The 25,439-nt window shown below is 70.7% G+C and carries 19 protein-coding genes and 4 tRNA genes; 6 read left to right on the top strand and 17 right to left on the bottom strand.

The window, feature by feature from the left end; genetic code table 11:
* The first annotated feature begins 66 nt into the window (after nt 1-66).
* From IB242_RS10885 to IB242_RS10875, 3 genes are all read left to right on the top strand, one after another.
* A complete protein-coding gene (locus IB242_RS10885) occupies nt 67-474 on the top strand; it encodes a heavy metal-responsive transcriptional regulator (protein WP_192279059.1) in 408 nt (135 codons plus the stop codon).
* On the top strand, nt 471-3,047 hold the full coding sequence (locus IB242_RS10880; RefSeq protein WP_343237130.1) for a heavy metal translocating P-type ATPase: 2,577 nt from the start codon (nt 471-473) through the stop codon (nt 3,045-3,047). The genes IB242_RS10885 and IB242_RS10880 overlap by 4 nt, the downstream gene beginning before the upstream one ends.
* Nucleotides 3,048-3,213: 166 nt before the next feature.
* Nucleotides 3,214-3,369, top strand: coding sequence for a hypothetical protein (locus IB242_RS10875; protein WP_192279057.1), 156 nt, complete (start codon nt 3,214-3,216; stop codon nt 3,367-3,369).
* A gap of 271 nt (nt 3,370-3,640) precedes the next feature.
* On the opposite strand, the gene IB242_RS10870 is transcribed toward IB242_RS10875, so the two are convergent.
* The 5 genes from IB242_RS10870 to IB242_RS10850 form a co-directional block, all read right to left on the bottom strand.
* Nucleotides 3,641-3,716, bottom strand: a tRNA-Glu gene (locus tag IB242_RS10870).
* A 34-nt stretch (nt 3,717-3,750) separates the two neighbouring features.
* Nucleotides 3,751-3,826 (bottom strand) — tRNA-Ala (locus IB242_RS10865).
* Between the two features lie 55 nt (nt 3,827-3,881).
* Nucleotides 3,882-3,957, bottom strand: a tRNA-Glu gene (locus IB242_RS10860).
* 35 nt (nt 3,958-3,992) lie between these two features.
* A tRNA-Ala gene (locus IB242_RS10855) sits at nt 3,993-4,068 on the bottom strand.
* A gap of 96 nt (nt 4,069-4,164) precedes the next feature.
* The gene (locus IB242_RS10850) at nt 4,165-4,902 is read right to left on the bottom strand and encodes a sulfurtransferase (RefSeq protein ID WP_192279055.1); all 738 of its coding nucleotides are present in this window, start codon (nt 4,900-4,902) and stop codon (nt 4,165-4,167) included.
* An 88-nt stretch (nt 4,903-4,990) separates the two neighbouring features.
* Between IB242_RS10850 and IB242_RS10845 the strand changes: the two genes are divergently transcribed.
* A complete protein-coding gene (locus tag IB242_RS10845) occupies nt 4,991-5,809 on the top strand; it encodes a CPBP family intramembrane glutamic endopeptidase (protein ID WP_192279053.1) in 819 nt (272 codons plus the stop codon).
* A gap of 252 nt (nt 5,810-6,061) precedes the next feature.
* On the opposite strand, the gene mtnA is transcribed toward IB242_RS10845, so the two are convergent.
* From mtnA to ligA, 4 genes are all read right to left on the bottom strand, one after another.
* Nucleotides 6,062-7,123, bottom strand: coding sequence for an S-methyl-5-thioribose-1-phosphate isomerase (gene mtnA, locus IB242_RS10840; protein ID WP_192279051.1), 1,062 nt, complete (start codon nt 7,121-7,123; stop codon nt 6,062-6,064).
* A gap of 52 nt (nt 7,124-7,175) precedes the next feature.
* The gene (locus IB242_RS10835; RefSeq protein WP_192279296.1) at nt 7,176-7,868 is read right to left on the bottom strand and encodes a DUF3011 domain-containing protein; all 693 of its coding nucleotides are present in this window, start codon (nt 7,866-7,868) and stop codon (nt 7,176-7,178) included.
* A gap of 121 nt (nt 7,869-7,989) precedes the next feature.
* On the bottom strand, nt 7,990-8,961 hold the full coding sequence (gene epmA / locus IB242_RS10830) for an EF-P lysine aminoacylase EpmA (RefSeq protein ID WP_192279294.1): 972 nt from the start codon (nt 8,959-8,961) through the stop codon (nt 7,990-7,992).
* Nucleotides 8,962-8,963: 2 nt separating this feature from the next.
* Nucleotides 8,964-11,426 carry an NAD-dependent DNA ligase LigA gene (ligA, locus tag IB242_RS10825; protein ID WP_192279049.1) on the bottom strand — a complete coding sequence of 821 codons (2,463 nt, stop codon included), beginning with the start codon at nt 11,424-11,426 and terminating at the stop codon, nt 8,964-8,966.
* A gap of 126 nt (nt 11,427-11,552) precedes the next feature.
* Here ligA and IB242_RS10820 point away from each other — a divergent pair, with 126 nt between their 5' ends.
* Nucleotides 11,553-12,698, top strand: coding sequence for a pyridoxal phosphate-dependent aminotransferase (locus tag IB242_RS10820; RefSeq protein WP_192279047.1), 1,146 nt, complete (start codon nt 11,553-11,555; stop codon nt 12,696-12,698).
* 530 nt (nt 12,699-13,228) lie between these two features.
* Here IB242_RS10820 and zipA read toward each other — a convergent pair.
* Together zipA and smc are read right to left on the bottom strand one after the other, a co-directional pair.
* The gene (zipA, locus tag IB242_RS10815; RefSeq protein ID WP_192279045.1) at nt 13,229-13,978 is read right to left on the bottom strand and encodes a cell division protein ZipA; all 750 of its coding nucleotides are present in this window, start codon (nt 13,976-13,978) and stop codon (nt 13,229-13,231) included.
* A 117-nt stretch (nt 13,979-14,095) separates the two neighbouring features.
* Nucleotides 14,096-17,599 (bottom strand): chromosome segregation protein SMC, encoded by a 3,504-nt coding sequence (gene smc, locus IB242_RS10810; protein WP_192279043.1) that lies wholly within the window; start codon nt 17,597-17,599, stop codon nt 14,096-14,098.
* Nucleotides 17,600-17,850: 251 nt separating this feature from the next.
* On the opposite strand from smc, the gene ubiM reads away from it, so the two are divergent.
* Nucleotides 17,851-19,086, top strand: a complete 1,236-nt coding sequence (gene ubiM / locus IB242_RS10805) for a 5-demethoxyubiquinol-8 5-hydroxylase UbiM (RefSeq protein WP_192279033.1) — start codon at nt 17,851-17,853, stop codon at nt 19,084-19,086.
* 40 nt (nt 19,087-19,126) lie between these two features.
* Here ubiM and IB242_RS10800 read toward each other — a convergent pair whose 3' ends face one another.
* The 6 genes from IB242_RS10800 to IB242_RS10775 all read right to left on the bottom strand — a co-directional run bounded on the left by IB242_RS10800 (nt 19,127) and on the right by IB242_RS10775 (nt 25,416).
* A complete protein-coding gene (locus IB242_RS10800; RefSeq protein ID WP_192279031.1) occupies nt 19,127-19,681 on the bottom strand; it encodes an NAD(P)H-dependent oxidoreductase in 555 nt (184 codons plus the stop codon).
* An 82-nt stretch (nt 19,682-19,763) separates the two neighbouring features.
* A complete protein-coding gene (locus IB242_RS10795; protein ID WP_192279029.1) occupies nt 19,764-22,043 on the bottom strand; it encodes a thiamine pyrophosphate-dependent enzyme in 2,280 nt (759 codons plus the stop codon).
* An 18-nt stretch (nt 22,044-22,061) separates the two neighbouring features.
* The gene (locus tag IB242_RS10790; protein WP_192279027.1) at nt 22,062-22,706 is read right to left on the bottom strand and encodes a glutathione S-transferase family protein; all 645 of its coding nucleotides are present in this window, start codon (nt 22,704-22,706) and stop codon (nt 22,062-22,064) included.
* Nucleotides 22,703-23,254 carry a GNAT family N-acetyltransferase gene (locus tag IB242_RS10785; protein ID WP_192279025.1) on the bottom strand — a complete coding sequence of 184 codons (552 nt, stop codon included), beginning with the start codon at nt 23,252-23,254 and terminating at the stop codon, nt 22,703-22,705. The genes IB242_RS10790 and IB242_RS10785 overlap by 4 nt, the downstream gene beginning before the upstream one ends.
* A 48-nt stretch (nt 23,255-23,302) precedes the next feature.
* Nucleotides 23,303-24,466, bottom strand: a complete 1,164-nt coding sequence (locus tag IB242_RS10780) for an acyl-CoA dehydrogenase family protein (protein WP_192279023.1) — start codon at nt 24,464-24,466, stop codon at nt 23,303-23,305.
* A gap of 152 nt (nt 24,467-24,618) precedes the next feature.
* Nucleotides 24,619-25,416, bottom strand: a complete 798-nt coding sequence (locus IB242_RS10775; protein WP_192279021.1) for a glycine zipper 2TM domain-containing protein — start codon at nt 25,414-25,416, stop codon at nt 24,619-24,621.
* Nucleotides 25,417-25,439: the final 23 nt, after the last annotated feature.

Raw genomic sequence — 25,439 nt, 5'->3', positions numbered from 1 at the left:
CCGAAGCCTTGACTCTTGACCAGACTCCAGGGATCAGAATGCTCCGACTTCCCGGGAAGCACCGTCATGATCATTGGACAACTGGCCCGCCAGGCGGGCGTTCCGATCGATACGATCCGCTACTACGAGCGCCAGCGCCTGCTGCCCGAACCGCTGCGTTCAGCCAGCGGGTATCGCCGCTACGGCCAGGACGACCTGCTGCGCCTGAACTTCATCAAGCGCGCCAAAGGTCTGGGATTCACGCTCGACGAGATCCGCGATCTGCTCGGCCTCAGCGACGCGCGCGCGACCGACATGGCCTCGGTCAAGGCCGCGGCGACCGGGAAGCTGGCCCTGGTCGAATCCCGCATCGAGGAACTGGGGCGGGTGCGCGACGCGCTGCAGCTGCTGGTCGACGCCTGTCCGGGCCACGGCGCGCTCAGCGAGTGCCCGATCATGGCCGCCCTGTCCGGGGAGCAGGAGCCGACGCCGTGAGCAGAAACACCCCACACGCTGCGGGCGGATGCTGCGGGTCCGGCGCCGCTGCGTCGACCCACGCACCGGAGATCGCACGCGACCCGGTCTGCGGCATGCGGGTCGACCCGGCGAAGACACCGCACCATGCCGACCATCGCGGCCAGCAGTACCACTTCTGCGCCGCACGCTGTCGCGAGCGCTTCATCGCCGAGCCCGCACGGTACCTCGATGCCCCGCAAGCTGCCGCCGGCAGCACCTGCTGCGGTGCCCGCGCACCTGCATCTGACCCCGGCAAGACGACGCTGGCACGCGACCCGGTCTGCGGCATGCAGGTCGACCCGGCGAAGACGCCGCACCATGCCGACCATCGCGGCCAGCAGTACCACTTCTGCGCCGCACGCTGCCGCGAGCGCTTCATCGCCGAGCCGCACCGCTTCCTCGACCCCGATGGCGTCGCCACCGAGGCCGTACCGCCGGGCACCCGCTACATCTGCCCGATGGATCCGGAGATCGAACAGGACGGCCCCGGCACCTGCCCGATCTGCGGCATGGCGCTGGAGCCGGCGCTGCCCAGCCTGGACGACGGAGAGAATCCGGAGCTCACCGATTTCCGCCGCCGCTTCTGGTGGACGCTGCCGCTGAGCGCAGCGACGATGCTGGTCGCGATGGGCGGCCATCTGCTTCCTGCGCTGTCCGCCAGTACACGTACCTGGCTGGAACTGGCGCTGAGCGCGCCGGTGGTGCTGTGGGCTGGCTGGCCGTTCCTGCAGCGCTGGGCGCAGTCGATCGGCAACCGCAGCCCGAACATGTGGAGCCTGATCGGCACCGGCGTGCTGGCCGCGTTCGGCTACAGCGTGGTCGCCACGATCGCGCCGCAGCTGTTCCCGGACAGCTTCCGCGAACACGGCCGGGTCGGCGTGTACTTCGAGGCGGCGGCGGTGATCGTGTCGCTGACCCTGCTCGGGCAGATGCTGGAACTGAAAGCCCGCGCGCGCACCTCCAGCGCGATCCGCGCCCTGCTCGGCCTGGCTCCGAAGACCGCGCGCCGGCTCAATGACGACGGCAGCGAGGAGGACGTCGCACTCGATGCGATCCAGGTCGGCGAGCGCCTGCGCGTACGCCCGGGCGAGGCCGTGCCGGTCGACGGCATCGTCATCGACGGCCGCTCGCATGTGGACGAATCGATGCTGACCGGCGAGCCGGTGCCGGTGGCCAAGACCACCGGCGACCGGGTGGTCGGCGCCACCATGAACGGCACTGGCGCACTGCTGGTGCGCGCCGAGCGCGTCGGCGCCGACAGCATGCTCGCGCAGATCGTGCAGCTGGTCGCGCAGGCCCAGCGTTCGCGTGCGCCGATGCAGCGGCTGGCCGACAAGGTGGCGTTCTGGTTCGTCCTCGGCGTGCTCGGCGTGGCCGTTGCCAGCTTCATCGGCTGGGGGCTGTTCGGCCCGGAGCCGTCGTGGACCCATGCGGTGCTCAATGCCGTCTCGGTGCTGATCATCGCCTGCCCCTGCGCGCTGGGGCTGGCCACGCCGATGTCGATCATGGTGGCGTCCGGGCGCGCGGCGCAGGCCGGCATCCTGTTCCGCGATGCCGAGGCGATCGAACGCCTGTGCCAGATCGACACGCTCGTCGTCGACAAGACCGGCACCCTGACCGAAGGCAGACCCGCGTTCCGCTGCGTGACCGCGATCGACGGCATCGACGCCGCACGCGTGCTGCAGCTGGCCGCCTCGCTGGATGTGGCCAGCGAGCATCCACTGGCGGAGGCGATCGTCGACGAAGCACGGGCGAGGAACATCGCGCTGTTGCCCGTCGAGTCATTCGACTCCCTGACCGGCCGCGGCGTCCGCGGCAGTATCGACGGCCGGGCCCTGCTGCTCGGCTCCGCCGGCCTCATGCATGAGGCCGGCGCGCCGACCACCGCGTTGGAGGCGGGCGCGGACGCGCTGCGCGACGAAGGCGCCAGCGTGGTGTTCCTGGCCGCCGATGGCCACCTGCTCGGCATGATCGCGGTCGCCGACCCGGTCAAGGCCGGCACGCCGGAGGCGATCGCCGCGCTGCATGCGCGTGGCGTGCGCGTGGTGATGGCCAGCGGCGATGCCAGCGCCACCGCGCGCGCGGTCGGCGCCCGGCTCGGCATCGTTGACGTGCATGGCGAGGTCACACCGGCCGGCAAGGTCGCCCTGGTCGAACGCCTGAAAGCCGAAGGGCGCCGCGTGGCGATGGCTGGCGATGGCATCAACGATGCCCCTGCACTGGCCGCGGCCGACATCGGCATCGCGATGGGCACCGGCACCGATGTCGCGATGTCCAGCGCGCAGGTCACCCTGGTCAAGGGCGATCTGCGCGGCATCGCCGCCGCGATCGCGATCTCCGAAGCCAGCGTGCGCAACATGCGCCAGAACCTCGGCTTCGCCCTGCTCTACAACGGTCTGGGCGTGCCGGTCGCTGCCGGCGTGCTGTATCCCTTCACCGGCCTGCTGCTGTCGCCGATGCTGGCGGCACTGGCGATGAGCCTGAGTTCGGTGTCGGTGATCGGCAACGCGCTGCGCCTGCGCGCACGCCACGTCCGGAGACATCGAGCATGAATGCTTCACCCGCGCCACACCTCCGCGACGCGCCTGCCGCATCCGGCAGCGTCTGATCGGCGCGACTGTCACGCGATCCTAGCGATTGCTGCACCGGCGGTTTACCGGCAAACGCCTAGCCTGCACGTGCGGTCAATGATGGCCGCTCGATTCGGACAACGCCGACATGACCACGCAGAAGAACCAGAACGAGCAGCAGCGGCAGAATCAGGACCAGAACCAGCGCGGCCAGCAGGGTCAGCAGCAGCAGCAGCGCGACGACCAGCAGGACAACCAGAAGGGACGTCGCCAGCAGGAAGACCAGCAGCGTCAGCAGCGCTGACCCATTGCCGCACGCGTTCGCAGCAGGGCCGGCATCATGCCGGCCTTGTTGCGTTGGTACGCTCGAACGCGCAGTGGATCGACAGGTGGAACATCGCCGTCGTCAGAAGAGTGACAGCCGATTTCTGCGGAAGGAATCGACACGGCGCGAGAGCACGACGCGATGCCCGCACCGTATACGACTTTCCCCCTGCAGCAATGCAGCCCTCATCGGAAGAACGGTGCCCACAACACGACAGGGCCGCTTGCGCGGCCCTGTCGTGTCTTGCGAGTGGCGTCCCCACGGGGATTCGAACCCCGGTCGCTACCGTGAAAGGGTAATGTCCTAGGCCTCTAGACGATGGGGACGTGAAACGTGGTTTCCTCACCGGCGTGTCCGGTGTGGTGGAGCCAGGCGGGATCGAACCGCCGACCTCCTGCATGCCATGCAGGCGCTCTCCCAGCTGAGCTATGGCCCCTTGGATCGGGAACGATGTGGTCGCGTGGCTGCGACTGCATCGTGGTACTGCATGGTGGCGTCCCCACGGGGATTCGAACCCCGGTCGCTACCGTGAAAGGGTAATGTCCTAGGCCTCTAGACGATGGGGACTTGGAACCGTCGCTTCACCGGCGTAATGTCGGATTTGGTGGAGCCAGGCGGGATCGAACCGCCGACCTCCTGCATGCCATGCAGGCGCTCTCCCAGCTGAGCTATGGCCCCACGAAGCTGAGGAGGAGAATCTTAGCCACTCGTTACGACGGGTGCAAGCCTTTTTGCGTCCGCGTTTCACATCCGTGACTGCGGGATGCGGCCGGCTCAGTCCACCAGCGGCTGCAGCTGCGGATCCAGTGCGATGCGCTCGTCGAACACGAAGCAGCGGCCGTCGTAACCGACGCCGCCGACCTGCTCGAAGTAGCCGAGAATGCCGCCTTCGAGCTGCAAGACGTTGTCCATGCCGTCCTGCCGCATCCAGAGCGCGGCCTTCTCGCAGCGGATGCCGCCGGTGCAGAAGCTGACCACGGTCGCATCGCGCAGGGCCTCGCGGTGCGGTGCGAGCGCCGCCGGCAGTTCGGTGAAGCGCTCGATCGGCAGCGTCAGCGCATCGGTGAAGGTGCCGTGGGCGACCTCTTGGACATTGCGCGTATCGAGCATCACCACGCGCTTTCCAGCGTCGTCATGGCCCTGCTCCAGCCAGCGCGCCAGCGTCGGCGGATCCACGGCCGGGGCGCGCTCGCCGGTTTCCAGCGGCGAGGCCTGCGGATGGCGGAAGCTGATGATCTCCGGCTTGACCTTGACCTTCAGCCGCGCGAACGGCTGCCGGATGCAGGTGCTGTATTTGGCCTGCAGGCCGGCGAAGCGCGCGTCGTCGCGCAGCGCCGCGACGAAGCCATGGACGGCGGCCTCGTCGCCGGCCAGGAACACGTTGATGCCCTCGCCCGCCACCAGCACCGTGCCCATCAGGCCATCGGCCTCGGCACGCGCATGCAGGACGTCGGCGAGCGACTGCGGATCCTCGATCCGGGCGAAATGGTAGGCGGCGACATTGCAGGTCATGCGCGCATTGTAGCGGTGCGACGCCCCGGGCCGGCCGCGACGATCGGCTACCCTCCAGCATCCTGGATGGATCCGGAGGGGGCGTGCGATGCGTGGCACACAGCTGATATGGCGCAGCCTGGTCGCACTGGCAGCCGCCTGGGCACTGTGGATGCTGGCGCTGCCTTTGGCCGGCCCCGGCCACGGCCTCGGTGGGCGCCTGCTGAGCGGCGGCGTGCTCGCCGCTGGCGCACTGGCGCTGGTGGCCGGACTGCTGCACCGGGACCGCATACCGTGGTCGCGCATCGGCATGGCGGGCGCCGCCGCCTCCGCGCGCGCGTTCGCGCTGGGGCTGTGCCTGTGGCTGCTGCCGGCGGCAGCCGGCATGGCGCTGTGCCTGGGGCTGGGCATCGCCCAGATCGCGCCGCTGGCGCCATTCGCCGAGATCTGGCCGCGGCTGGCCCTGCTGATGCTCGCGGTGTTCCTGACCGAAGCGCTGCCGGAGGAAGTGATCTGGCGCGGCTATCTGCAGGGCCTGTTCGGCAGCCGCATGCCGCAGTGGGCGGCGCTGCTGCTGCAGGCGCTGGCATTCGTCGGCTTCGCTTACGAAATCGGCGCACTGCACGATGCCCGGCAGTGGATGTTCCTGCCGGGCTTCGCGCTGATCCTGGGTGGACTGCGCGCCATGAGTGGCACGCCATGGACCGCGATCGGCTTCCACACCGCGATGATGGCCGCCACCCAGTTGCTGACCGGCCAGCAAACGCCGTTCGCAGTGCAGGGCATGCAGACCCTGCAGTTCCTCGCCTTCATCCTGCTGCCCAGCGCCAGCGCCGGCGTGGTACTCGGCCTGCTGCATCCGCATTTCCGCTGGGGTGCGCTCGGCCCTGCCTGGACGGCGCGCACGACACCGTCGACGGAGCGCTGAGCGCCTCCCCCGGAGGATCCGTCGCGCGCATCGCCAGAACCCGTGCGATGCATGGAACACACGATGCCCGGGCGATGCGTGCGCCTCCCGCGCCGCCGTCCATCCCGCTCGCCCTGCGGACCATCGCAGCGCGATGCCGGACACCGTCGCCGCTGATGCATCCGGACAGCGCACGCCTGTCGGCCGGGACACACGGCAAGGCGTTGAGCCGGCTCCGACGCAGGGCGCTTTCGCGCGGTACCGGCCGCCGGATCAGGGGCTGCCGAACACCCGGCGCATCGCCGCCACGTCCGGGCGCTCGACCACGCCCTTCTCGGTGACGATCGCGTCGATCAGATCGGCCGGGGTCACGTCGAACACCGGATTCCAGGCGGCGATGCCCTCGGCCACCGTGCGGCTGCCTCCCACACCGTACAGCTCGCCCGGGTCGCGCTGCTCGATCTCGATCATGTCGCCATCGGCGGTGTCCAGATCGACCGTCGAGGACGGCGCGACCACCATGAACTTCACCCCGTGGTGGCGGGCGGCGATCGCCAGCTGGTAGGTGCCGATCTTGTTGGCAGTGTCGCCGTTGGCGCAGATCCGGTCGGCGCCGACCACGACCCATTGCACCGCGCCGGTCTTCATCAGGTGCGAGGCGGCCGAATCGGCGATCAGGGTCGCGTCGATGCCGTCCTGCTGCAGTTCCCACACGGTCAGGCGCGCGCCCTGCAGCCACGGCCGGGTCTCACCGGCGAACACGCGGGCGATCCGGCCCTCGGCCATGCCCGCGCGGATCACGCCCAGCGCGGTACCGAAGCCGGCGGTGGCCAGCGAACCGGTGTTGCAGTGGGTCAGCACGCCGCTGCCGTCGGCAATCAGCGCCGCACCCAGCGCGCCCATGTGCCGGTTGGCGGCCAGATCTTCGTCGGAAATGGCCTGCGCTTCGCGTTCGACCACCTCGCGCCAGTCCGCACCGGCAGCGGCCAGCGCACGACGCATCCGCGCCAGTGCCCAGGCCAGGTTGACCGCGGTCGGGCGCGAGGCGTTCAGACGCTGCAGCGCAGGCTCCAGCCTGAGCAGCGCCTGTGCACCATCGTCGGCATCGACCGCCCGCCCGGCCAGGACCACGCCCCACGCCGCGGCGATGCCGATCGCCGGCGCGCCGCGCACGGTCAGCGCATGGATCGCGGCGGCAACCGCATCGCTGTCGGTGCAGGTCACGTGTTCGACCACGAAGGGCAGCTTGCGCTGGTCGAGCAGTTCCAGGGCGTCGCCGGTCCACAGGATCGGACGGATACGGTCGTAGCGGGCGAAGTCGATGTCGGTGTTCATCCGCGCATTGTACGGCCTGCCCCGCCTGGCCCATGCCGGGCATGCAGCCCGGTCACTCGACGGCGAAGCGCGCCCTGCAGCCCTGGTCGACCCACACCCCGCCCGCATCCCAGCCCCAGCTCTGGCCTTCCACGCAGGGTGCGTGCGAGAGCTGCTGGTGCAGTTTCACCCCGACCTCGACGGTAGTGCCGCAGGAGCGCCGCCGCTGATCCTTGGATTCGCACTCCAGCGCGCGTGGTCCGGGCGGGAACCCGCCGTCGCGATCGCCGATCTCGAATTCGGCCTTGCAGCCGCGCGACACCCAGATCTCGTTGCGCTCCACCCCCCAGCTCTCGCCGGCGCGGCACGGGAACGAGGACATCTGCCGCAGCAGGCGGACCGGCGCGCCGCGCAGGGTCACCGGACAGGTCGCGACGCGGCCGCTGCGCGATTCGCATCGGATCATCCTGCGCGCCACCGTCCGCGGCTCCTCGGTCGAACCGGCGCCGCGCGCGCGGAAATCGGCGCGGCAGCCGCGCGCCACCCACACGCCGCGCTCGTCGGTGCCCCAGTCGGTGTCGCGGATGCAGGGGGTGTCCGACATCTGCCGGACCAGGTCGACGCCCTGGCGCGTGTCGAGCGCGCAGTGGACCCAGCGCAGGTCGCGCGACTCGCAACGCGTGGAGGTCGGCGCCGCCTCCTGCGCGGCTGCCGGTGCAGCCGGCACGCCGAGCAGGCCCAGCAGCACCGCGAACGGCGCCACCATCGAACGCCTTGCCTTCCCCATTCTGCTCATTGCCCCTGTTCCTGCGCCGGGGACTGGCCCTGACGTCATCCGCATTCTCTGCCGGCAATCGGGAAGAAACGATGAATGTCCGCGCAGCGCGTCAGGAATGTGCGAACTCGAACGCCAGCACGTCACGGATGCGTGATGTCCCGCACAGGGCCATCAACAGCCGCTCCACGCCCAGCGCGACACCTGCGCAGTCCGGCAGGCCGTGCACCATCGCCGCAATCAAGCGTTCGTCCAGCGGCGGCTGCGCGTCGCCACGGGCCGCACGCCGCTGGTTGTCGTGCAGGAAGCGTTGCCGCTGCTCGTCGGCATCGGCCAGTTCGTGATAGCCGTTGGCCAGCTCGATCGCCCCCAGGTACAGCTCGTAGCGCTCGGCGACGGGCGGATCGCCGGGGCGGATGCGGGACAGCGCAGCCTGGGTGGCCGGCCAGTCGTGGACCACCGTGATGCGGTCGTCGGGAAAATGCGGCTGGATCCGGTGGGTCATCAGCAGGTCCAGCCAGTCATCGCGCGAGAGCCCGTCCTCGTCGATGCCGATGTCAGCCAGCGGAGCGCGCAGTGCCGCCACGTCGGCCACGAACGGATCGAGCCCCAGCGCCTGCCCGAACAGCGCGCGGTAGGTCAGCGAGGTCACCTGCGCACGCCGGCCGACCAGGGCCAGCAGCTGCTGCACCAGCTCCACCGTCTCGTCGACCAGGCGCAGGTGGTCCCAGCCCACCCGGTACCACTCGAGCATGGTGAACTCCGGGTTGTGCCGCCCGCCGGCCTCGCCGTTGCGGAACACGCGCCCGAGCTCGTAGCAGTCGCCGATGCCGGCGGCCAGCAGGCGCTTGAGCGGATACTCCGGCGAGGTGCGCAGCCAGCGCTGCGCGCGCCCGGCATCGCCATGTCCGCTGAACCGGGTACTGAAACTGTCGATGTTGGGCTCGGTGTTGCCGGCCTCGGACAGCACCGGCGTCTCGACCTCGAGCACGCCGCGGTCGGCGAAGAACCCACGGATCGCCGCGTACACCCGCGCACGCAGCCGCAGGGCCTCGATATCGGCGCTCGGCCGCCAGTCGTCCATGCTCACGCGTGCTCCTCCAGGAACGCCAGCAGGCGCGCCTCGTCCCAGACCTCGATGCCCAGTTCCTGCGCCTTGTCGAGCTTGGAGCCGGCCTCGGTGCCGGCCACGACGAAACTGGTCTTCTTCGACACGCTGCCCGACACCTTCGCGCCCAGCGCCTCCAGCCGCGCCTTGGCGACATCGCGCGACAGGCCGGCCAGGGTGCCGGTCAGGACCACCGTCCGCCCATCGAGCGGACCGGTCGCCGCGTCCGATGTCTCCGCCGCCGTGGCCAGCAGCTCGCCCAGCGCGGCCTCGCCGGCCAGCAGCAGCGCGCCATGGCCCTCGCCGTCCAGCCAGTCCGCCAGCGTCCGAGCGGCATCCTCCGGCAGGCCGGCGGCGAGCAGCTGGTGATGCTCGGCATCGAGAAGCGCCTGCGCGGTCGGGAACGCCGCCAGCACGCGCTCAGCGCGCAGCCGGGTCATGCCCGGGATCTCCGCATCGACCAGCCACGCGGCCAGATCCAGCCCGTCGCGCAGCTTCGCGCTCGGCGCATGCCGGTCGCCGATCCGCACCTGCGCAAGCAGGTCGTCGATCGCCTGCTGGTTGCCCGGCTGCTCGAAGAAGTGGCCGAGCGCGCGCGCCACCTCGCCACCGATGTCGGGCACGCGCTTGAACAGCGGCCACGGCAGGCGGCGGATCAGCGCGACATCGCCGAACCACTGCGCCAGCGCCTTGGCCGTGCTCTCGCCGACATGCTCGATGCCCAGCGCGAACAGCAGCCGCTCCAGCGTGGTGTCGCGCGAACGGTCGATCGCCGCGACCAGGTTCTCGGCCCACTTCGTGGCGATCTTCTTCGTGTTCCAGGCAAAGCGCGCCGGCCGCGCCAGCAGCTGCGCGCGCCAGTCCACCGCACCGGACAGGCGCAGCGCCGCGGCCAGATGCGCGCCGCTGTCCTCGGGCGGCAGGTGCGGCAGCACGGCCGAGGCGTAGGCCTCGACGCCGTCGGCATCGAGCGCCAGCTTCAGATGCAGCAGCTGGTCGCGGTCGAGCCGGTACAGGTCGGCTACGCCACGCACGATGCCGGCATCGACCAGCACCTCGATGAACTTCTCGCCGAGGCCGTCGATGTCCATCGCCCGGCGCGAGGCGAAGTGGCGGATCGCCTCCTTGCGCTGGGCCGGGCAGCTCAGCTCGCCCGAGCAGCGCCAGACCGCGGCGCCCTCCTCGCGCACGATCTCCGCGCCGCACACCGGACAGGCGGTCGGCATTTGCCACGGCACGGTGCCGTCGGGGCGGCGGTCGGCGATCACGCTGACCACCTCGGGAATCACGTCGCCGGCGCGGCGCACGATCACCGCATCGCCGATGCGCACGTCCAGCCGCGCGATCTGGTCGGCGTTGTGCAGCGTCGCATTGGTGACGACGACGCCGGCCACCTGCACCGGGGCCAGCCGCGCCACCGGCGTCGCCGCGCCGGTGCGGCCGATCTGGATCTCGATCGCCTCGACCGTGGTGGTCTGCTCCTGGGCCGGGAACTTGTGCGCGATCGCCCAGCGCGGCGCGCGCGAGACGAAGCCCATCTCGCGCTGGCCCTCGATGTCGTCGAGCTTGTAGACCACGCCGTCGATGTCGAAGGCCAGGCCATCGCGCGCCTCGCCGATGCGCCGGTAATAGTCGAGCAGGCCGTCGGCGCCGTGCACGACGGTCGCCAGTTCGCTCACGGGAAATCCCCAGCCGCGCAGCCGCGCCAGCGTGCCCGAATGGGTTTCGGCCACGTCCGCGCCCCGCACCTCGCCCAGCCCGTAGGCGAAGAACGCCAGTGGCCGCTGCGCGGTGATCTTCGCATCGAGCTGGCGTAGCGAGCCGGCCGCGCCGTTGCGCGGATTGGCCAGCACCTTGCCCCCGTGCAGGCGCGCCTTCTCGTTGTACGCCTCGAAGTCGGCGCGCGGCATGTAGACCTCGCCGCGCACCTCCAGCACCTCCGGCCAGCCCTCGCCCTGCAGGACGGCCGGGATGTCGGCGATGGTGCGCAGGTTGGCGCTGACGTCCTCGCCGGTGGTGCCGTCGCCCCGGGTCGCGCCCTGGACGAAGCGGCCCTGCTCGTAGCGCAGGCTGATCGCCAGGCCATCGAGCTTGGGCTCGGCCGAGAACGCCGGCGCGCTGCCGCCAAGGGTGTCGTCGATGCGGCGGACGAAATCGCGGACCTCCTCGTCGCTGAAGGCGTTGCCCAGCGAGAGCATCGGCAGCGCGTGGCGGACCTCGGGAAAACGCCCGCTCGGCGCCGCGCCGACGCGCGCGGTCGGCGAGTCGGCCGAGGCCAGTGCGGGATGCGCGCGCTCCAGGCCCTCCAGTTCGCGCACCAGCGCGTCGTATTCGGCGTCGGTGATCTCGGGCGCATCGAGCCCGTGGTAGCGCTGGTTGGCCTGATCGATGCGGCGGCGGAGGTCGGCGACACGGGCGGCGATGGCCGGATCGGCAGTCATGCGGATGGCTCTGCTGGCAGTGGGCGATCTTACCTGCCGCCGCGTCGACTCCGGAACCACAGGCGCCGCTTGCCGGCGACGCCCGGCACGGGCTAGCGTGGCCGCCCCGCTCCCGGTGCCGCGCCCATGTCCACGCAGCTGAGTCGACGTCGTTTCCTGCACGGTTCCAGCCTCGCCGCCGCCGCGCTGGGGCTGCCGGGACTGGTCGCCGCCTCGCCGGCCGCCAGCACCGCACCGGTGGCGTCCACCGGCCCGCAGGCCGGCCCGGTGCTGCTGAACTTCAACGAATGCCCGCATGGGCCGGTCCCGGCGGCGGTCGCCGCCGCCCGCGACATCGTGCCCGCCAGCGGCCGCTACCTGTTCGGCCTGGGTCGCGAGCTGGCCACCGAGTTCGCCACGCAGAACGGACTGCCGGTCGACCACGTCGCGGTCTACGGCGGCTCCAGCGATCCACTGGACCGCGCCGCACTGGCGTTCACCTCGGCCAGCGCCCCGGTCGTGATCCCGGACCCGACCTTCGAGGCCGTGGCCGACACCGCCGCGCGCCATGGCGCCACCGTGCACCGGGTGCCGCTGCGCGCCGACGGCAGCCACGACGTGCGTGCGATGGCGGCCGCAGCGCCCGACGCCGGCCTGGTGTACGTCTGCAATCCGAACAACCCGACCGGCTCGGTCACCGCCCGCGCCGAACTGGACTGGCTGCTGGCCAACAAGCCGGCCTCCAGCGTGCTGCTGGTCGACGAGGCCTACATCCACTATTCGGACGAGCGCTCGATGCTGGACCGGGTCGCCGCCGGCGACGACATCGTCGTGCTGCGCACCTTCTCCAAGCTCTACGGCATGGCCGGCCTGCGCCTGGGCCTGGCGCTGGGCCGCCCGGAGCTGCTGGCGAAACTGGCCGCCTATGGCGGCAATCCGCTGCCGGTCACCGCCCTGGCCGCAGGCCTGGCCAGTCTGCGCGACGCCGACGTGGTACCGCAGCGCCGTCGCGAGAACGCCGCGCTGCGCGAACGGACCATCGCGTGGTTGCAGGCGCGCGGCTTCGCCTGCCTGCCGTCTGCGGCCAACTGCTTCATGGTCGACGTCGGCGGCGACGGCAAGGCGTTCGCCGCGGCGATGGCCGAGCGTGGCGTGGTGATCGGACGCGCCTGGCCGGTGTGGCCGCACCGGGTGCGGGTCACGGTCGGCACCGAGGCGGAGATGGCGCGCTTCCGCGAGGTCTTCGCCGAGGTCGCCGCCGACGGCGGGCGACCGGCTGCCGCATCGGCGTAACCGGCGGCAGAGGCACGGCGGCGCACGCCAACGCGGCCCTCGCGGGCAGCTTCAACAGCTCGTCTGACTGAGTTCGGCCCCGGAGGTTGTGGCCGGACGGCCAGCGGCGGCGCTGCGACGGGCGCCTGCCGTTTTGCCATGCATGGCCTGCTGCCGGGGTGGAAGCGACGCTGCGACTGCATGCGATACGCGGCCGGGGCGGCTTCTGCCGCGCATCCAGCCGCCCTGGCCGGGCAGCGTCCATCACCGGACTGCCGCATGCCGGGAGTGCCGGCATGCGCTTCAACGACATGCACGACTGCCTGCTCCTGCGCCCGCGTACTGCACGTCACCCTGCGTCTGCAACCGGAGCCGCAGCGCGGACGGCAGAGACAGCGGCTGCGTGGCACCGGCCAGCCTCGGCGACGTGTCGACAGTCGCCGAGCTTGCATAAGAGCGTACGACGACCCGCGAGCCCGCGGCGCGGGCCCTCGATCAGCGTCGCCGACGCACGGCCACCGCGCTCATGTCGGGCCGATGCCGCGGGCGACTCACCAGCGCGGCGATTTCGTCAGCGGCGGCGCTTCGTGCTGGCGGTCGTACGCCCGCAGCTCGTCGCGGATGTGCGCGATCCGCTGACGGCCCAGCGCGTTGCGGCTGTCGTCCAGGACCACGCCATCGAGCAGCTCGGCCATGCGCTGCACGGTCGGCAGCATCTTCTCCCAGGCATCGAGCGCCGGCATCGGAGCGGGCAGTGTCAGGAAGAAGGCGATCGCCGGGGTCTCCATCTCGCGGATGGTGGCCATGTCGAAGCTGCCCGGCTTGATGATGCTGGCCATGCTGAACACCGGGCCGCGCTCGGGCTGGCCCTCGACCAGGCGGTGGAACACGTTCATGTGGCCGAAGACCATGCCCGTCTTCTCCGCCGCCACCACGATGTCCTCGCCGCGCAGTACCTGGCCGGCACGCGCCGCCACGTACAGCGACACGATCTTGTCGAAATCCTGCGTCGCGCGCTTGCCGACGTCGCTGCCGGACTGCGCCTGCGGCTCCAGCCCGAACTCGGACTGCGCGACCGCACCGCCGGCGACCTCGCCGTCGGCAGGCGAGGCCTGGGCCGCGGCGGGCTCGCCATCCAGCGAGGGTTCGCGGCGGCCACCGGCCGGATCGGGCGACGGTGCGGGCGACGGACGGCGGCGTCCCTGCTGCTCCTTTTTGGGGCGGCCAAAGTAGAAGATGCCTGCGATCAGCAACAGGCCGGCAGCCAGGATACCGATGCGCAGCAGGTCTCTCTCATCCATCGTGCGGCTCTCCGCCTGTGTTCCGGGTGGTGCAGGATGGCAAAAAAGCCGGGATCCGTGAATCGTTCAACCCAAATCGCCGGCGCCGCATGCCAGGCGCACGGCGCCTGACCCGGCTCAGGCGGCCCCGACCAGGCGCGCGGCTTCGGCCAGGTCGACGCTCACCAGGCGGCTCACGCCCGGCTCGCGCATGGTCACGCCGGACAGCTGGTGCGCCGCTTCCATCGTCGCCTTGTTGTGGGTGACGAACAGGAACTGCACCTTCTCGCTCATCTCCAGGACCATGTTGGCCAAGCGGCCGACATTGGCCTCGTCCAGCGGTGCGTCGACCTCGTCGAGCAGGCAGAACGGCGCCGGATTGAGCTGGAAGATCGCGAACACCAGCGCCACCGCGGTCATCGCCTTCTCGCCGCCCGACAGCAGCGAGATGCTGGACACGCGCTTGCCGGGCGGGCGCGCCATGATCGCAACGCCGGTATCCAGCAGGTCCTCGCCGGTCAGCTCCAGGTAGGCGTGGCCGCCGCCGAACAGGCGTGGATACAACGCCTGCACGCCGGAATTGACCCGGTCGAAGGTGTCCTTGAAGCGGCCGCGGGTCTCGCGGTCGATCTTGCGGATCGCCTCTTCCAGGGTTTCCAGCGCGGTGTTGAGGTCGGTGTTCTGCGCGTCCAGGTACAGCTTGCGCTGCTCGGCCTCGCCGTACTCCTGGATCGCGGCCAGGTTGACCGGCTCCAGGCGGCGCATGCGCGCGTCGATCTGCCCGACCGCCTGCTCCCACTCGCGGGGATCGGCGACCTCGGGCAGGGTGTTGACCACGTCGTCCACGACCAGGCCCTCGCCGACGATCGCCTGCGCCAGCTGCTCGGCCTTCAGCGCCAGCGCCTGCTGGTCGAGGCGGCGCTGGGCGATGCGCTCGCGCTGCGCCAGCGACTGCTCGTCGCGCTGGTGGCGGGTCTGCTCGCTGGTGCGCAGTTCGTGGTCGATGCCTTCCAGCAGCGCACGCGCCTCGCCCAGCGCGCGGTCGGCACGCACGCGTTCGCCCAGCGCGATCTGGTGTTCGGCCTCCAGCGTCTCCACCGGCGAATCGCCGGTGTCGAGCTGCTCGCTGAGCTCGCCCAGGCGCGAATCGAGCTGGCCGCGCTGCGCGCCCATGCGCTGCAGCGCCTGGGTCAGCGAGGCGATCTGGCTGCGCTGCGATTCCAGGCTCAGCGCCAGCGCATGGCTGGCATCGCGGCTGCTGCGTGCGGCGTCGCGGGCCAGGTCGCGCGCCTCGATGCGGCGGCGGCGCTCGGCCTCCAGCGCCTCGCGGGCACTCTCCAGCTCGCCCATCCTCAGGACGGCCTCCTCGAGCCGCGACCGCGACTCGCGTGCCTGTTCGCCGCTGTCGTCCAGCGTCTCGACCAGCTGCTCCAGCTCCTGCTCGATCCGGTCGATGCGCTGGCGTGCAGTGTCCATCCGCCCCTGCTGGCTCTGCAGCTGCCCGGCCAGTTCGGAGACCGCGCGGTGCGCGACGTACAGCTGGCGCTGCGCGTCCTCGCGCTGCTGCTCGCCGGCCAGCAGGCGGTCGCGCTGCTCCACCAGCAGGTGTTCCAGTTCGGCCTCGCGCTCCTGCAGCGTCTCGATCTGCGCGCGCAGGGTCTGGATCTCGCGCTCGCGCAGCAGTGCGCCCTGCTTGGCCGCGCCCGAGCGCGATACCCGCACCCAGCCGGCCCCGAGGCGTTCACCGCCGCGGGTGATGATCGAATCGCCCTCGCCCAGCTGCGGCAGCAGCCGGCGCGCGTCCTCCAGGTCCTCGGCCACGTGCAGGCGCGCGAGCAGGCGACGGATCGCCAACGGGCCCTGCACGCGTGCGGCCAGCGAGGTCGGCGCGAAGTCGACGCTGCCGGCGCCCTCGGCGACCAGCGCGATCCGGCCCTCGCCCAGATCGGCCAGCGCCTCGACCAGGGCTTCGGGCGACTGCACCAGCACGCCTTCGATCAGCTGCCCGAGCGCGCCTTCGACGGCGTTTTCCCAGCCGGCCTCGACCTCGAGCCGCTCGCCGACGCGGGCGCCGGACTCCAGCCCGTGCGCCTTCAGCCACGCCACGGCGGCACCCTGCTCCTGGCCCAGCGCGGCCTGCTGCAGGGTTTCCAGCGAGGACAGGCGGCCGCGCGCGGCCTGGGCCTGCTTGCGCACCTCGCCGAGTTCGGCCTGGGTGGCACGCTGCTGTTCCTGGGTCTCGGCGACCACCTGCCTGCGCGCTTCGAGCTGCTCGTTGAGCCCGTCCAGCGCGGCCTTCTGCGTTTCGTGCTGCAGCTGGGCCTCCTCGAAGGCCTCGGCCAGCGCGTCGAGATCGAGCCCGGTGCGTTCGGCGACCAGCGTTTCGCGGCGACGCTGCGCTTCCAGGCCCTGCCGGTCCAGATAGTCGACGCGGGTGCGCTCGACCTCGCCGGCGCGGCTGGCCTCGGCGGCCTCGCGGCCATGCGCCTCCCAGCGCTGCTGCCAGTTCGCCAGCGCCGCCTCGGCCTCGTGCAGCGCGTCCTGCTTGAACGCGTCGTCCTCGCGCATCTGCTCCAGTTGCGGCTCGGCGTCCTCGACCGAGGCGGTCAATGCCGCCAGCCGGCCCTGGTCGTCCTGGATGTGGCGGTCGAGCTCGCCCAGCTGGCTGGCGGCCTCGTCGCGCGCCTTGTGCAGGCGCGAGGCCATCTCGCGCTGGTGCTGGATTTGCTGCTCGATCCGGGCCAGCACGCCGCCGACCTGGTAGACGTCGGCCTGGGCGCGGTTCAGCGCCTCGGCGGCTTCCTCGCGGCGCACGCGGCCGGTCTCGATCTCGCGCTCGGCCTCGCGCTGGCCGGCGATGATCTGCTCGAGCCGGGTCTCCTCCTGCGCCAGCTTCTCGCGCAGGCCCTGCAGCTGCAGGTCCAGTTCGCGGTACTGCAGCGCCTTCCACTCCGCGTCCTTGACCTTGCGGTCCGCCTGCAGCGCCTGGTACTGCTCGGCCTGGCGCGCCTGCCGACGCAGGTGTTCGAGCTGCTTGTCGATCTCCTCGCGCAGGTCGCCGAGGCGGTCGAGGTTCTCGCGGGTGTGGCGGATGCGGGTCTCGGTCTCCTTGCGGCGCTCCTTGTACTTGGAGATGCCGGCGGCCTCCTCCAGGTACACGCGCAGGTCCTCGGGCCGGGCCTCGATGATCTGGCTGATCATGCCCTGCTCGATGATCGAGTAGCTGCGCGGCCCAAGGCCGGTCCCGAGGAACAGGTCGGTGATGTCGCGCCGGCGGCACTTTGTGCCGTTGAGGTAGTAGCTGCTCTGCCCGTCGCGGCTGACCAGGCGCTTGACCGAGATCTCGTTGAACGCGGCGTACTCGCCCGAGATCGTGTGGTCGGTGTTGTCGAAGATCAGCTCGACGGTGGCCTGCGACACCGGCTTGCGGGCCGAGGACCCGGAGAAGATCACGTCGGTCAGCGAATCGCCCCGCAGCCGGCTGGCCGAGCTTTCGCCCATCACCCAGCGCACCGCGTCGATGATGTTGGACTTGCCGCAGCCGTTCGGACCGACCACGCCGGTCATGTTGGTCGGCAGGTGCAGCGTGGTCGGATCGACGAAGGACTTGAAGCCGGACAGCTTGATGGTGGACAGGCGCATGCGGCGGTCGTTCTGCGGCCGGGCGGGACGAACCCGGGACCGGACTGATGTGGTTTGTCTGGAATATCCGCCAAACCATTGAACGGACAAGGCGAACAGTGTCGGAAAACCGACGCCAACCGGCAGTATAGCGGTCCCTCCTGCCAGGTACAGGGCCGATGCACGCCATCTCCGGCGGCGATTGACCAGGATCAGGGCGCCGCCGCGGCGGATGCCTACACTGGCCCGGACATGAAACAAGGAGAATCGCGGTGAAGCACGATGTCGCCATCATCGGTGCCGGCCCGGTCGGGCTGAGCCTGGCACGCGCCCTGGCCCTGCAGGGCAGGCGCGTGGCGCTGGTCGAGCGCCAGCCGCAGGACGCCCTGGCCGCGCCGGCCTTCGACGGCCGCGAGATCGCGTTGACCCATGCCTCGATGCGGCTGATGCGCGAACTCGGCCTGTGGCGGCACCTGCCGGAGACGGCGGTCGCGCCCCTGCGCGCCGCGCGCGTGATCGACGGCCAGTCGCCGCACGAGCTGCGGATCGACGGCGCTCTCGCCGGGCAGGAACAGCTTGGCAGCCTCGTCCCCAACCACCAGATCCGCACCGCGGCCTGGCTGGCCGCGCAGGAGAGCGGCGAGGCGATCACCCTGCATGCGGGTGCGACGGTCGAGGCGGTCCATGCCGACCGGCACGCGGCCTGGGTGCGGCTCAAGGACGGCACCCGGATCGAGGCCGACCTGCTGGTCGCCGCCGACAGCCGCTTTTCCGAGACCCGGCGGGCGCTGGGCATCGATGCGGACCTGCACGACTTCGGCAAGAGCATGCTGGTGTGCCGGATGAAGCATGCGCTGCCGCACGAGGGCACCGCCTGGGAGTGGTTCGGCCACGGCCAGACCCTGGCGCTGCTGCCGCTGGAGGAGCACCTGGCCTCGGCCGTGCTGACCCTGCCGGGCGAGCAGGCGCGGCTGGCCGCGACGATGGACGAGGCGGCATTCAACACGATGATGACCGCCCGTTTCGACCAGCGCCTGGGCGCGATGGAACTGGCCAGCACGCGCCACCTCTATCCGCTGGTCGGCGTGTATGCGCGCCGCTTCGTCGGCCCGCGTTTCGCGCTGGCCGGCGATGCCGCCGTGGGCATGCATCCGGTCACCGCGCACGGCTTCAACCTGGGCCTGGCCAGCGTCGAGCGCCTGATGGACCTGGCTGCGGATGCGACACGCAGCGGCCGCGATCTCGGCGACGCCGGCCTGCTGGCCCGCTACCAGCGCCGGCATCGGCACGGCAGCTGGCCGCTGTACCAGGCCACCCGCGCCATCGTCGAGCTGTACACCAACGACACGGCGCCGGCGCGCTGGCTGCGCAGTACCGCGCTGCGTGCCAGCGCCCGCGTGCTGCCGTTCCGGCGCACGGTGGCGGCGACCCTGACCGACGCCGGCCCGGCCGATCCCAGCCCGCTGCAGCGCCTGCGGGCCGGCCTGGCCCAGCTGCGTCCGGGCTGAAACCCCCCGACCACGCCCCGGCGACCGTGTGCCCTGGCGCTCAGTCGCGCTGGCGCGCGATCCACTCGACGAAGCGGTCGACGAAGTCCTCCAGGAATTCGCGCGTGCCCTGGTTGGTGATCCGCCCGTCGGCGTCGATCAGCCCATCCTTGAAGTGGATGAAGGCTTCCGGCTGCGGAAGCACCGCCATGTCCAGATACGACAGGATGTTGCGCAGGTGCTGCTGCGCCAGCGCGGTGCCGATCGCGCCCACCGAGGCACCGATCACCGCCGCCGGCTTGCCGGCAAACGCGCTGTCGCCGTACGGGCGCGAGGCGATGTCGATCGCGTTCTTCAACACGCCCGGCACCGAACGGTTGTATTCGGGCGTCACGAACAGCACCGCGTCGGCCGCGCGCACCTGCTCCTTGAGCCGGGTGCCGGCGGCCGGGTAATCGTCGTCGAAATCCTGGTCGTAGAACGGCAGCGCGCCCAGCGCGACGTGGTCGAACTCCAGGCGGTCCTCGCCGAGCCGTTCCAGCGCGCGTGCCAGCAGACGGTTGTAGGAGCCCTTCCTCAGGCTGCCGACGAACACCACGATCCTGCGCTTGTCCATGTTCCTCTCCGGCGTTGGGACAGGAGCACGAGCGTAGGCGCCCGCCTGCGGGCGACGGGTGAAGGTGCGGCAGCCTTCCCGGTCAGCCGGCCAGCTGGGCCGCCGCGGCCACGATGTCCTCCTCGCCGGGGATCACCAGGAAGGCGGCGCCGGCCAGCGGCGTGTAGGTGTCCACCCCGGTCACCCGACGGAACGGACGCCCGCCATGGCCGCCCTCGACGATCGCGGTCACCACGCCCTCGCCGACCCCGGCGCTGTGCCGGCCCTCGTCGACGATCAGGATCCGCTTCGCGCTGCGCGCCTGCTCCACGATGAAGGCGGCATTGAGCGGCACCAGCCAGCGCAGGTCGACCACGCGCACGCTCCAGCCGTGAGCGGCTTCGATCGCCCGCGCCGCGCGCAGGCTCATCGGCACGCCGTTGCCGTAGGTGAACACGACCAGGTCGTCGGCCACACCTTCGGCCGCGCCCGACGGATACACGCGGCCCTCGCCCAGCGTCATCGCCTCGCCCTGCTCCGGGTACGGGAACAGCCAGCCGCCATCGCCGGCCTCGTACAGGTCCTTGGTCATGTACAGCGCGATCGGCTCCAGGAACACCGCGACCCGCCCGTCGACCTTCGCCAGCGCCGCCAGTGTGCGCAGCATCGTCGCCGCGTCGTCGCCGCGCGAGGGGCAGCCGACCACCAGCCCGGGGATGTCGCGCAGCGCGGCGATCGAGTTGTCGTTGTGGAAATGCCCGCCGAAACCACGCTGGTAGCCGAGCCCGGCGATCCGCACCAGCATCGGGTTGCGGTACTGGTCGTTGCTGAAGAACTGCAGCGAGCACGCCTCGCCGCGGATCTGGTCGGCCGCGTTGTGCAGGTAGGCCAGGTACTGGATCTCCGGCAGCGGCAGCATGCCCATGTTGGCGTAGCCCTGCGCCAGGCCGAGGATCATCGTCTCGTCCAGCAGCGTGTTGAACACGCGCGCGCCCTTGAAGGCCTTTTGCAGGCCCTTGGTCACCGTGTAGACGCCGCCCTTCTGGGCGACGTCCTCGCCGAACAGCAGCGCCTCCGGATACTTGGCCATCAGCTCGTGCAGGGCCTGATTGATCTGGATCGCCAGGTGCCGCGGCGGCTGCCGTTCGGGCAGGCGCTCCTCGCCCCCGAACGCGCCGATACGGCGCGCAGGGTCGGCCGCACGGGCGGCCTCGGCCTGCACCGCCCCGGGCGTGTACGGCGCAAGCGGCGCGATCACCTGCTGCAGCGACGCGAGTTTCGGCCGCCGGTCGGCCTCCTCGGCCGCGGTGAAACAGCGCAGGCGGACGCGTTCGTACAACGCCAGCAGTTCATCGCGCGAGAACAGGCCCGATTCCAGGGCGATCGCGGCGCTGCGCAGCAACGGGTCGGTGGCCTCGACCGCGCACAGCTCCTCGATGCTGCGCCACTCGATCTCGAAGTCGGTGCCGGCATGGCCCATGATCCGGGTCGTGCGCAGGTGCAGGAAGGTCGGGCGGCGGCTGCGCCGGCAGTGCTCGACCGCGGCCTGCACCTGGCCGTAGCCGGCCGCCAGGTCCAGTCCGTCGGCCGCGAAGTAGTCCAGCCCCGGCATGCTGCCGAAGCGGCTGCCGATCCAGCCGTCCGGCGTCTTCACCGAGATGCCGATGCCGTTGTCCTCGCAGACGAACAGCACCGGCGCCGGCAGCTTCTGGTGCGCGGTCCAGGCGGCGGCATTGAACGCGGTCTGCGCGGTGGCGTGGTTGGCGCTGGCATCGCCGAACGAACAGATCGCGATGCTGTCGGCCGGAACCGGCAGCGCATGGCCGATGCGCCGCGCCTGCTCGATCGCCAGCGCGGTGCCCAGCGCCTTCGGCAGGTGCGAGGCGATGGTGGAGGTCTGCGGCAGCACCCACAACGGCTTGCTGCCCCAGACCTTGTGCCGGCCGCCCGAGGCAGGATCGTCGGCGCTGGCGGCGAAGCTCAGCGCCGAGTCCATCACCGGATCCATGTCCGGCAGCTTGCGGAAGCGCTCGGCCATGAAGCCGCCGCTGCGGTAATGCAGGAATGCCGGATCGGTGTGCCGCGCCAGCCGCGCGACCATCGCATTGCCCTCGTGGCCGCTGGAACCGATGGTGTAGAAGACCTTGTTCTGCACGCGCAGCACGCGCGCCATCAGGTCGAGGTGGCGCGAGACCAGCTGCGATTCCAGCAGTTCGACGAAGCCGGCCGCATCGAGCGCGCTGCCAGGCAGGACCGCGCCTCCCGGAGCGGGCGCCGTGCCGCTGCGGCCCTGCCAGTGGTCGACGAATTCGATGAAGTTGCGGTCGCAGATCTCGGCGCGGTTGATGCCCTTCATGCGGGCGGGGATGGCGACGCTGCTCATCGGTCTGTGCGGTTCCTGTCAGGGACGGGATGTCTGGAAACGGGCCGCCACCGCGGCATCCACCGCCGGCATGCCCAGGTAGTGCGGGGTGGCGCGTACTCGGGCCAGCCAGGCGCTGACCGCGGGCAATGCCGCAAGGTCGAAACCGCCTTCGTCGGCGTGCGCGGTATAGGCCGACAGCGCGATGTCTGCGATGCCGTAACGCGGGCCGCTGAACCATTCGGCATCGCGCAGGTGCCGCTCCATCACCGCCAGCGCCTGCGCGCCGCGCTCCCACAGCCGCGGCAGTTCGGCACGGCGCGGCGAATCGGGGGCGGTCCAGCCGCGGATGAAGCGGGCCACCGCGATGTACGGCTCGTGGCTGTACTGCTCGAAGAACAGCCAGGACAGCGCCTGCGCGCGTCCCCAGGCGTCGTCCGGCAGGAACGGCGTGCCCTCGGCCAGCCAGTACAGGATCGCGTTCGACTCGACCAGCACCTGGCCGTCGGCCCGCTGCAGCACCGGCACCTTGCCGTTCGGGTTCATCGCCAGAAAAGCATCGGTCCTGGTCGCGCCGTTGGGGCTGTCGACCTCGACCCAGTCATACGGGCGCTGCAGCTGTTCCAGCAGCAGCCGCACCTTGTGGCAGTTGCCGGAGACCGAGCAGCCATGCACGACGGTCATGCCAAGCGCTTCCGGTTCTCCCGCCACTGTTCGCGCGTCTGGCCCCAGACATCCACGTCCTGGTCGTCCAGCGGCACGGGCAGCCGGCCCGGCCCGCCATTGGTCGAGCCCAGGCGCTGCGCCACCTTCTGCGATGGAAGATTGCCCGGCGCGATGCAGTGGATCACACGGTCCCAACCGAGGGTGTCGAACGACCAGTCCATTGCCGCCACCGCAGCCTCGACCACGTAGCCGTTGCCCCACGCATCGGGATGGAACACATAGCCGACTTCATTGCCCGGCCAGTCCGCGGGGCGCCACGGACCAAGAAAGCCCAGCCAGCGGCCATCGTCCTTGTGCATCACCGAGAACATCGCGAAGCCCTGCATGGCCCACGCGCCGGGCATCTGCAGGAACTTGCGCCACGCCGCATGCCGCGAGATCGGGCCGCCGAGGAAACGCATGGCGCCCTCATCCGCATGCAACTGCGCGTAGCGTTCGAAATCCTCGATCTGCGGCGGACGCAGCAACAGACGCCCGGTTTCGATCTGCAAGTGCGGCAGGGACATGGCGAACGCCCTTGGATGCCCGCCTGCGCGGGCACGACGGAAGACGGATCAGAATGCGTTGATGCCGGTGAGCTCGCGGCCGATCACCAGCTGGTGCACGGTTTCGGTGCCCTCGTAGGTGATCACCGATTCCAGGTTCAGGGCGTGCCGGATCGCGGCGTGCTCGGTGGTGATGCCCGCGCCGCCGAGCAGGTCGCGGCATTCGCGGGCGATGTCGATCGCCATGCGGCAGTTGTTCCACTTGGCCAGCGACACCTGCTGCGGCTGCAGCGTGCCGGCATCCTTGAGGCGACCAAGCTGGACCACCAGCAACTGCGCCAGGGTGATCCGCCTCGCCATCTCGGCCAGCTTGATCTGCGCGCTCTGGGTCGCGGCGACCGGCCGGCCGAACAGGATGCGTTCCTTGGAGTAGTTCAGCGCCTCGTCCAGGCAGGCGATCGCCGCACCGACCGGGCCCCAGGTGATACCGTAGCGGGCCTGGGTCAGGCAGCCCAGCGGGCCCTTCAAGCCCTTCACGTTGGGCAGGCGGCTGCTGTCGGGTACGCGAACGTTGTCGAAGAACAGCGACGAGGTCACCGATGCGCGCAGGCTCATCTTGTGCTTGATTTCCTGCGCGCTGAAGCCGGGCGTGCCCTTCTCGACCAGGAAACCCTGGATGCCGTCCTCGGTCTGCGCCCAGACGATCGCGACGTCCGCTAGGTTGCCGTTGGTGATCCACATCTTGGAGCCGTTGATCACCCAGTCGCCACCGTCCCTGCGCGCATGGGTCTTCATGTTGGCCGGGTCGGAACCGCCATGCGGCTCGGTCAGGCCGAAACAGCCGATGACCTTGCCGGCGGCCATGTCCGGCAGCCAGCGGCGGCGCTGTTCCTCGCTGCCGTAGGCGAAGATCGGATACATGCACAGCGAAGACTGCACGCTGACGAAGCTGCGCAGGCCCGAATCGCCGCGCTCCAGTTCCTGGCAGATCAGGCCGTAGCTGACCGCGTTGAGGCCGGCGCAGCCGTACTCCTCCGGCAGCGAGGAGCCGAGCAGGCCGAGGCTGGCGATCTCGGGCACCAGTTCATGCGGAAAGCGCGCCTGGTCGAACGCGTCGCCGATCAGCGGCAGGACGCGCTCATCGGTGAAGCGGGCCACGGCATCCTGGACGGCGCGCTCGTCGTCGGTCAGCAGGGAACGGACATCGAACAGATCGTACGGAGCAAGTGCCATTGCCGGACCCGGTAGGAGAGTGGATCGATTGTATCGAGCGTCACCCACTGGACCGCAATCCGCACTGCGGCAAAATGTCCACCCCCGGATACGGCGAAGGCCGGCACAGGGCCGGCCTTCGGTCCGGTCACGCCATGCGTGCCGGTCGGACGTTACTGGCGCTCGACCGATGCGGACGGCGCCGTGGTGGCCGTGACGAGCCGGCCGTCGATCATCGGCAGCCGGCTGCTTTCCGGCTTCTGGTCCATCCGGACCGTGCTTTCCTGGCCCTCGTAACGGTAGGTCACGTCGTAACCGACGACCTTGTCCGCATTGCCCAGCGCCACGCGGTTGCCCGGCTTGCTGGCCATGCGCATCGTGCCGGTGGTGCCGTCGGCGTTGCGGTAGGTGACGTTGTAGCCGGTCACGCGCGAGGACTCGGAACTGATGTTCTCGGTATGGCACTGCTGCTCGGTACGGGTCACCACGCGGCCACCGACGTGGCGCTTGTCGACCTGGTTGCCGATCACGCCGCCAGCGATCGCGCCGGCCGCGGTGGCCGCCTTCTTGCCGCTGCCGCCGCCGACCTGGTTGCCGAGCAGGCCGCCGATCACCGCACCGGCGACGGTGCCGCCGACATTGCCGTCGCGCTCGGGCAGGCGCTCCTGCACGACCACGTCCTGGCAGACCTGCTGCGGCACGCTGGTGGTGGTGGTCTCGCGCACCGGGTCGCTGCCGATCACCGTGGCGTACTGCTTTTCCTTCTCGGTGATCTCGTCGACCTTGACCACGTCGGCGAAGTCGATCGCCGGCTCCTTGTCGGCCAGCGCGTCCGCGCCGGGCCGCGCATCGCCGGCGACCAGCGCGCTGCCATCCGGAGAGGCATCGCGGTTGTTCATGTAGGCGGCGGTGGCGATGCCGCCGACGAGCAGCGCGCCCGCTGCGGTCAGGATGGTGGACGCTTGCTTCATGGCCGACTCCTTGCTTGCGGGCC

This window comes from Xanthomonas sp. XNM01 (genome assembly GCF_014851915.1).
Lineage (GTDB): Bacteria > Pseudomonadota > Gammaproteobacteria > Xanthomonadales > Xanthomonadaceae > Pseudoxanthomonas.
The sequence above is the reverse complement of the archived record's forward strand: the minus strand, read 5'-3'. Positions and strand labels throughout refer to the sequence as shown.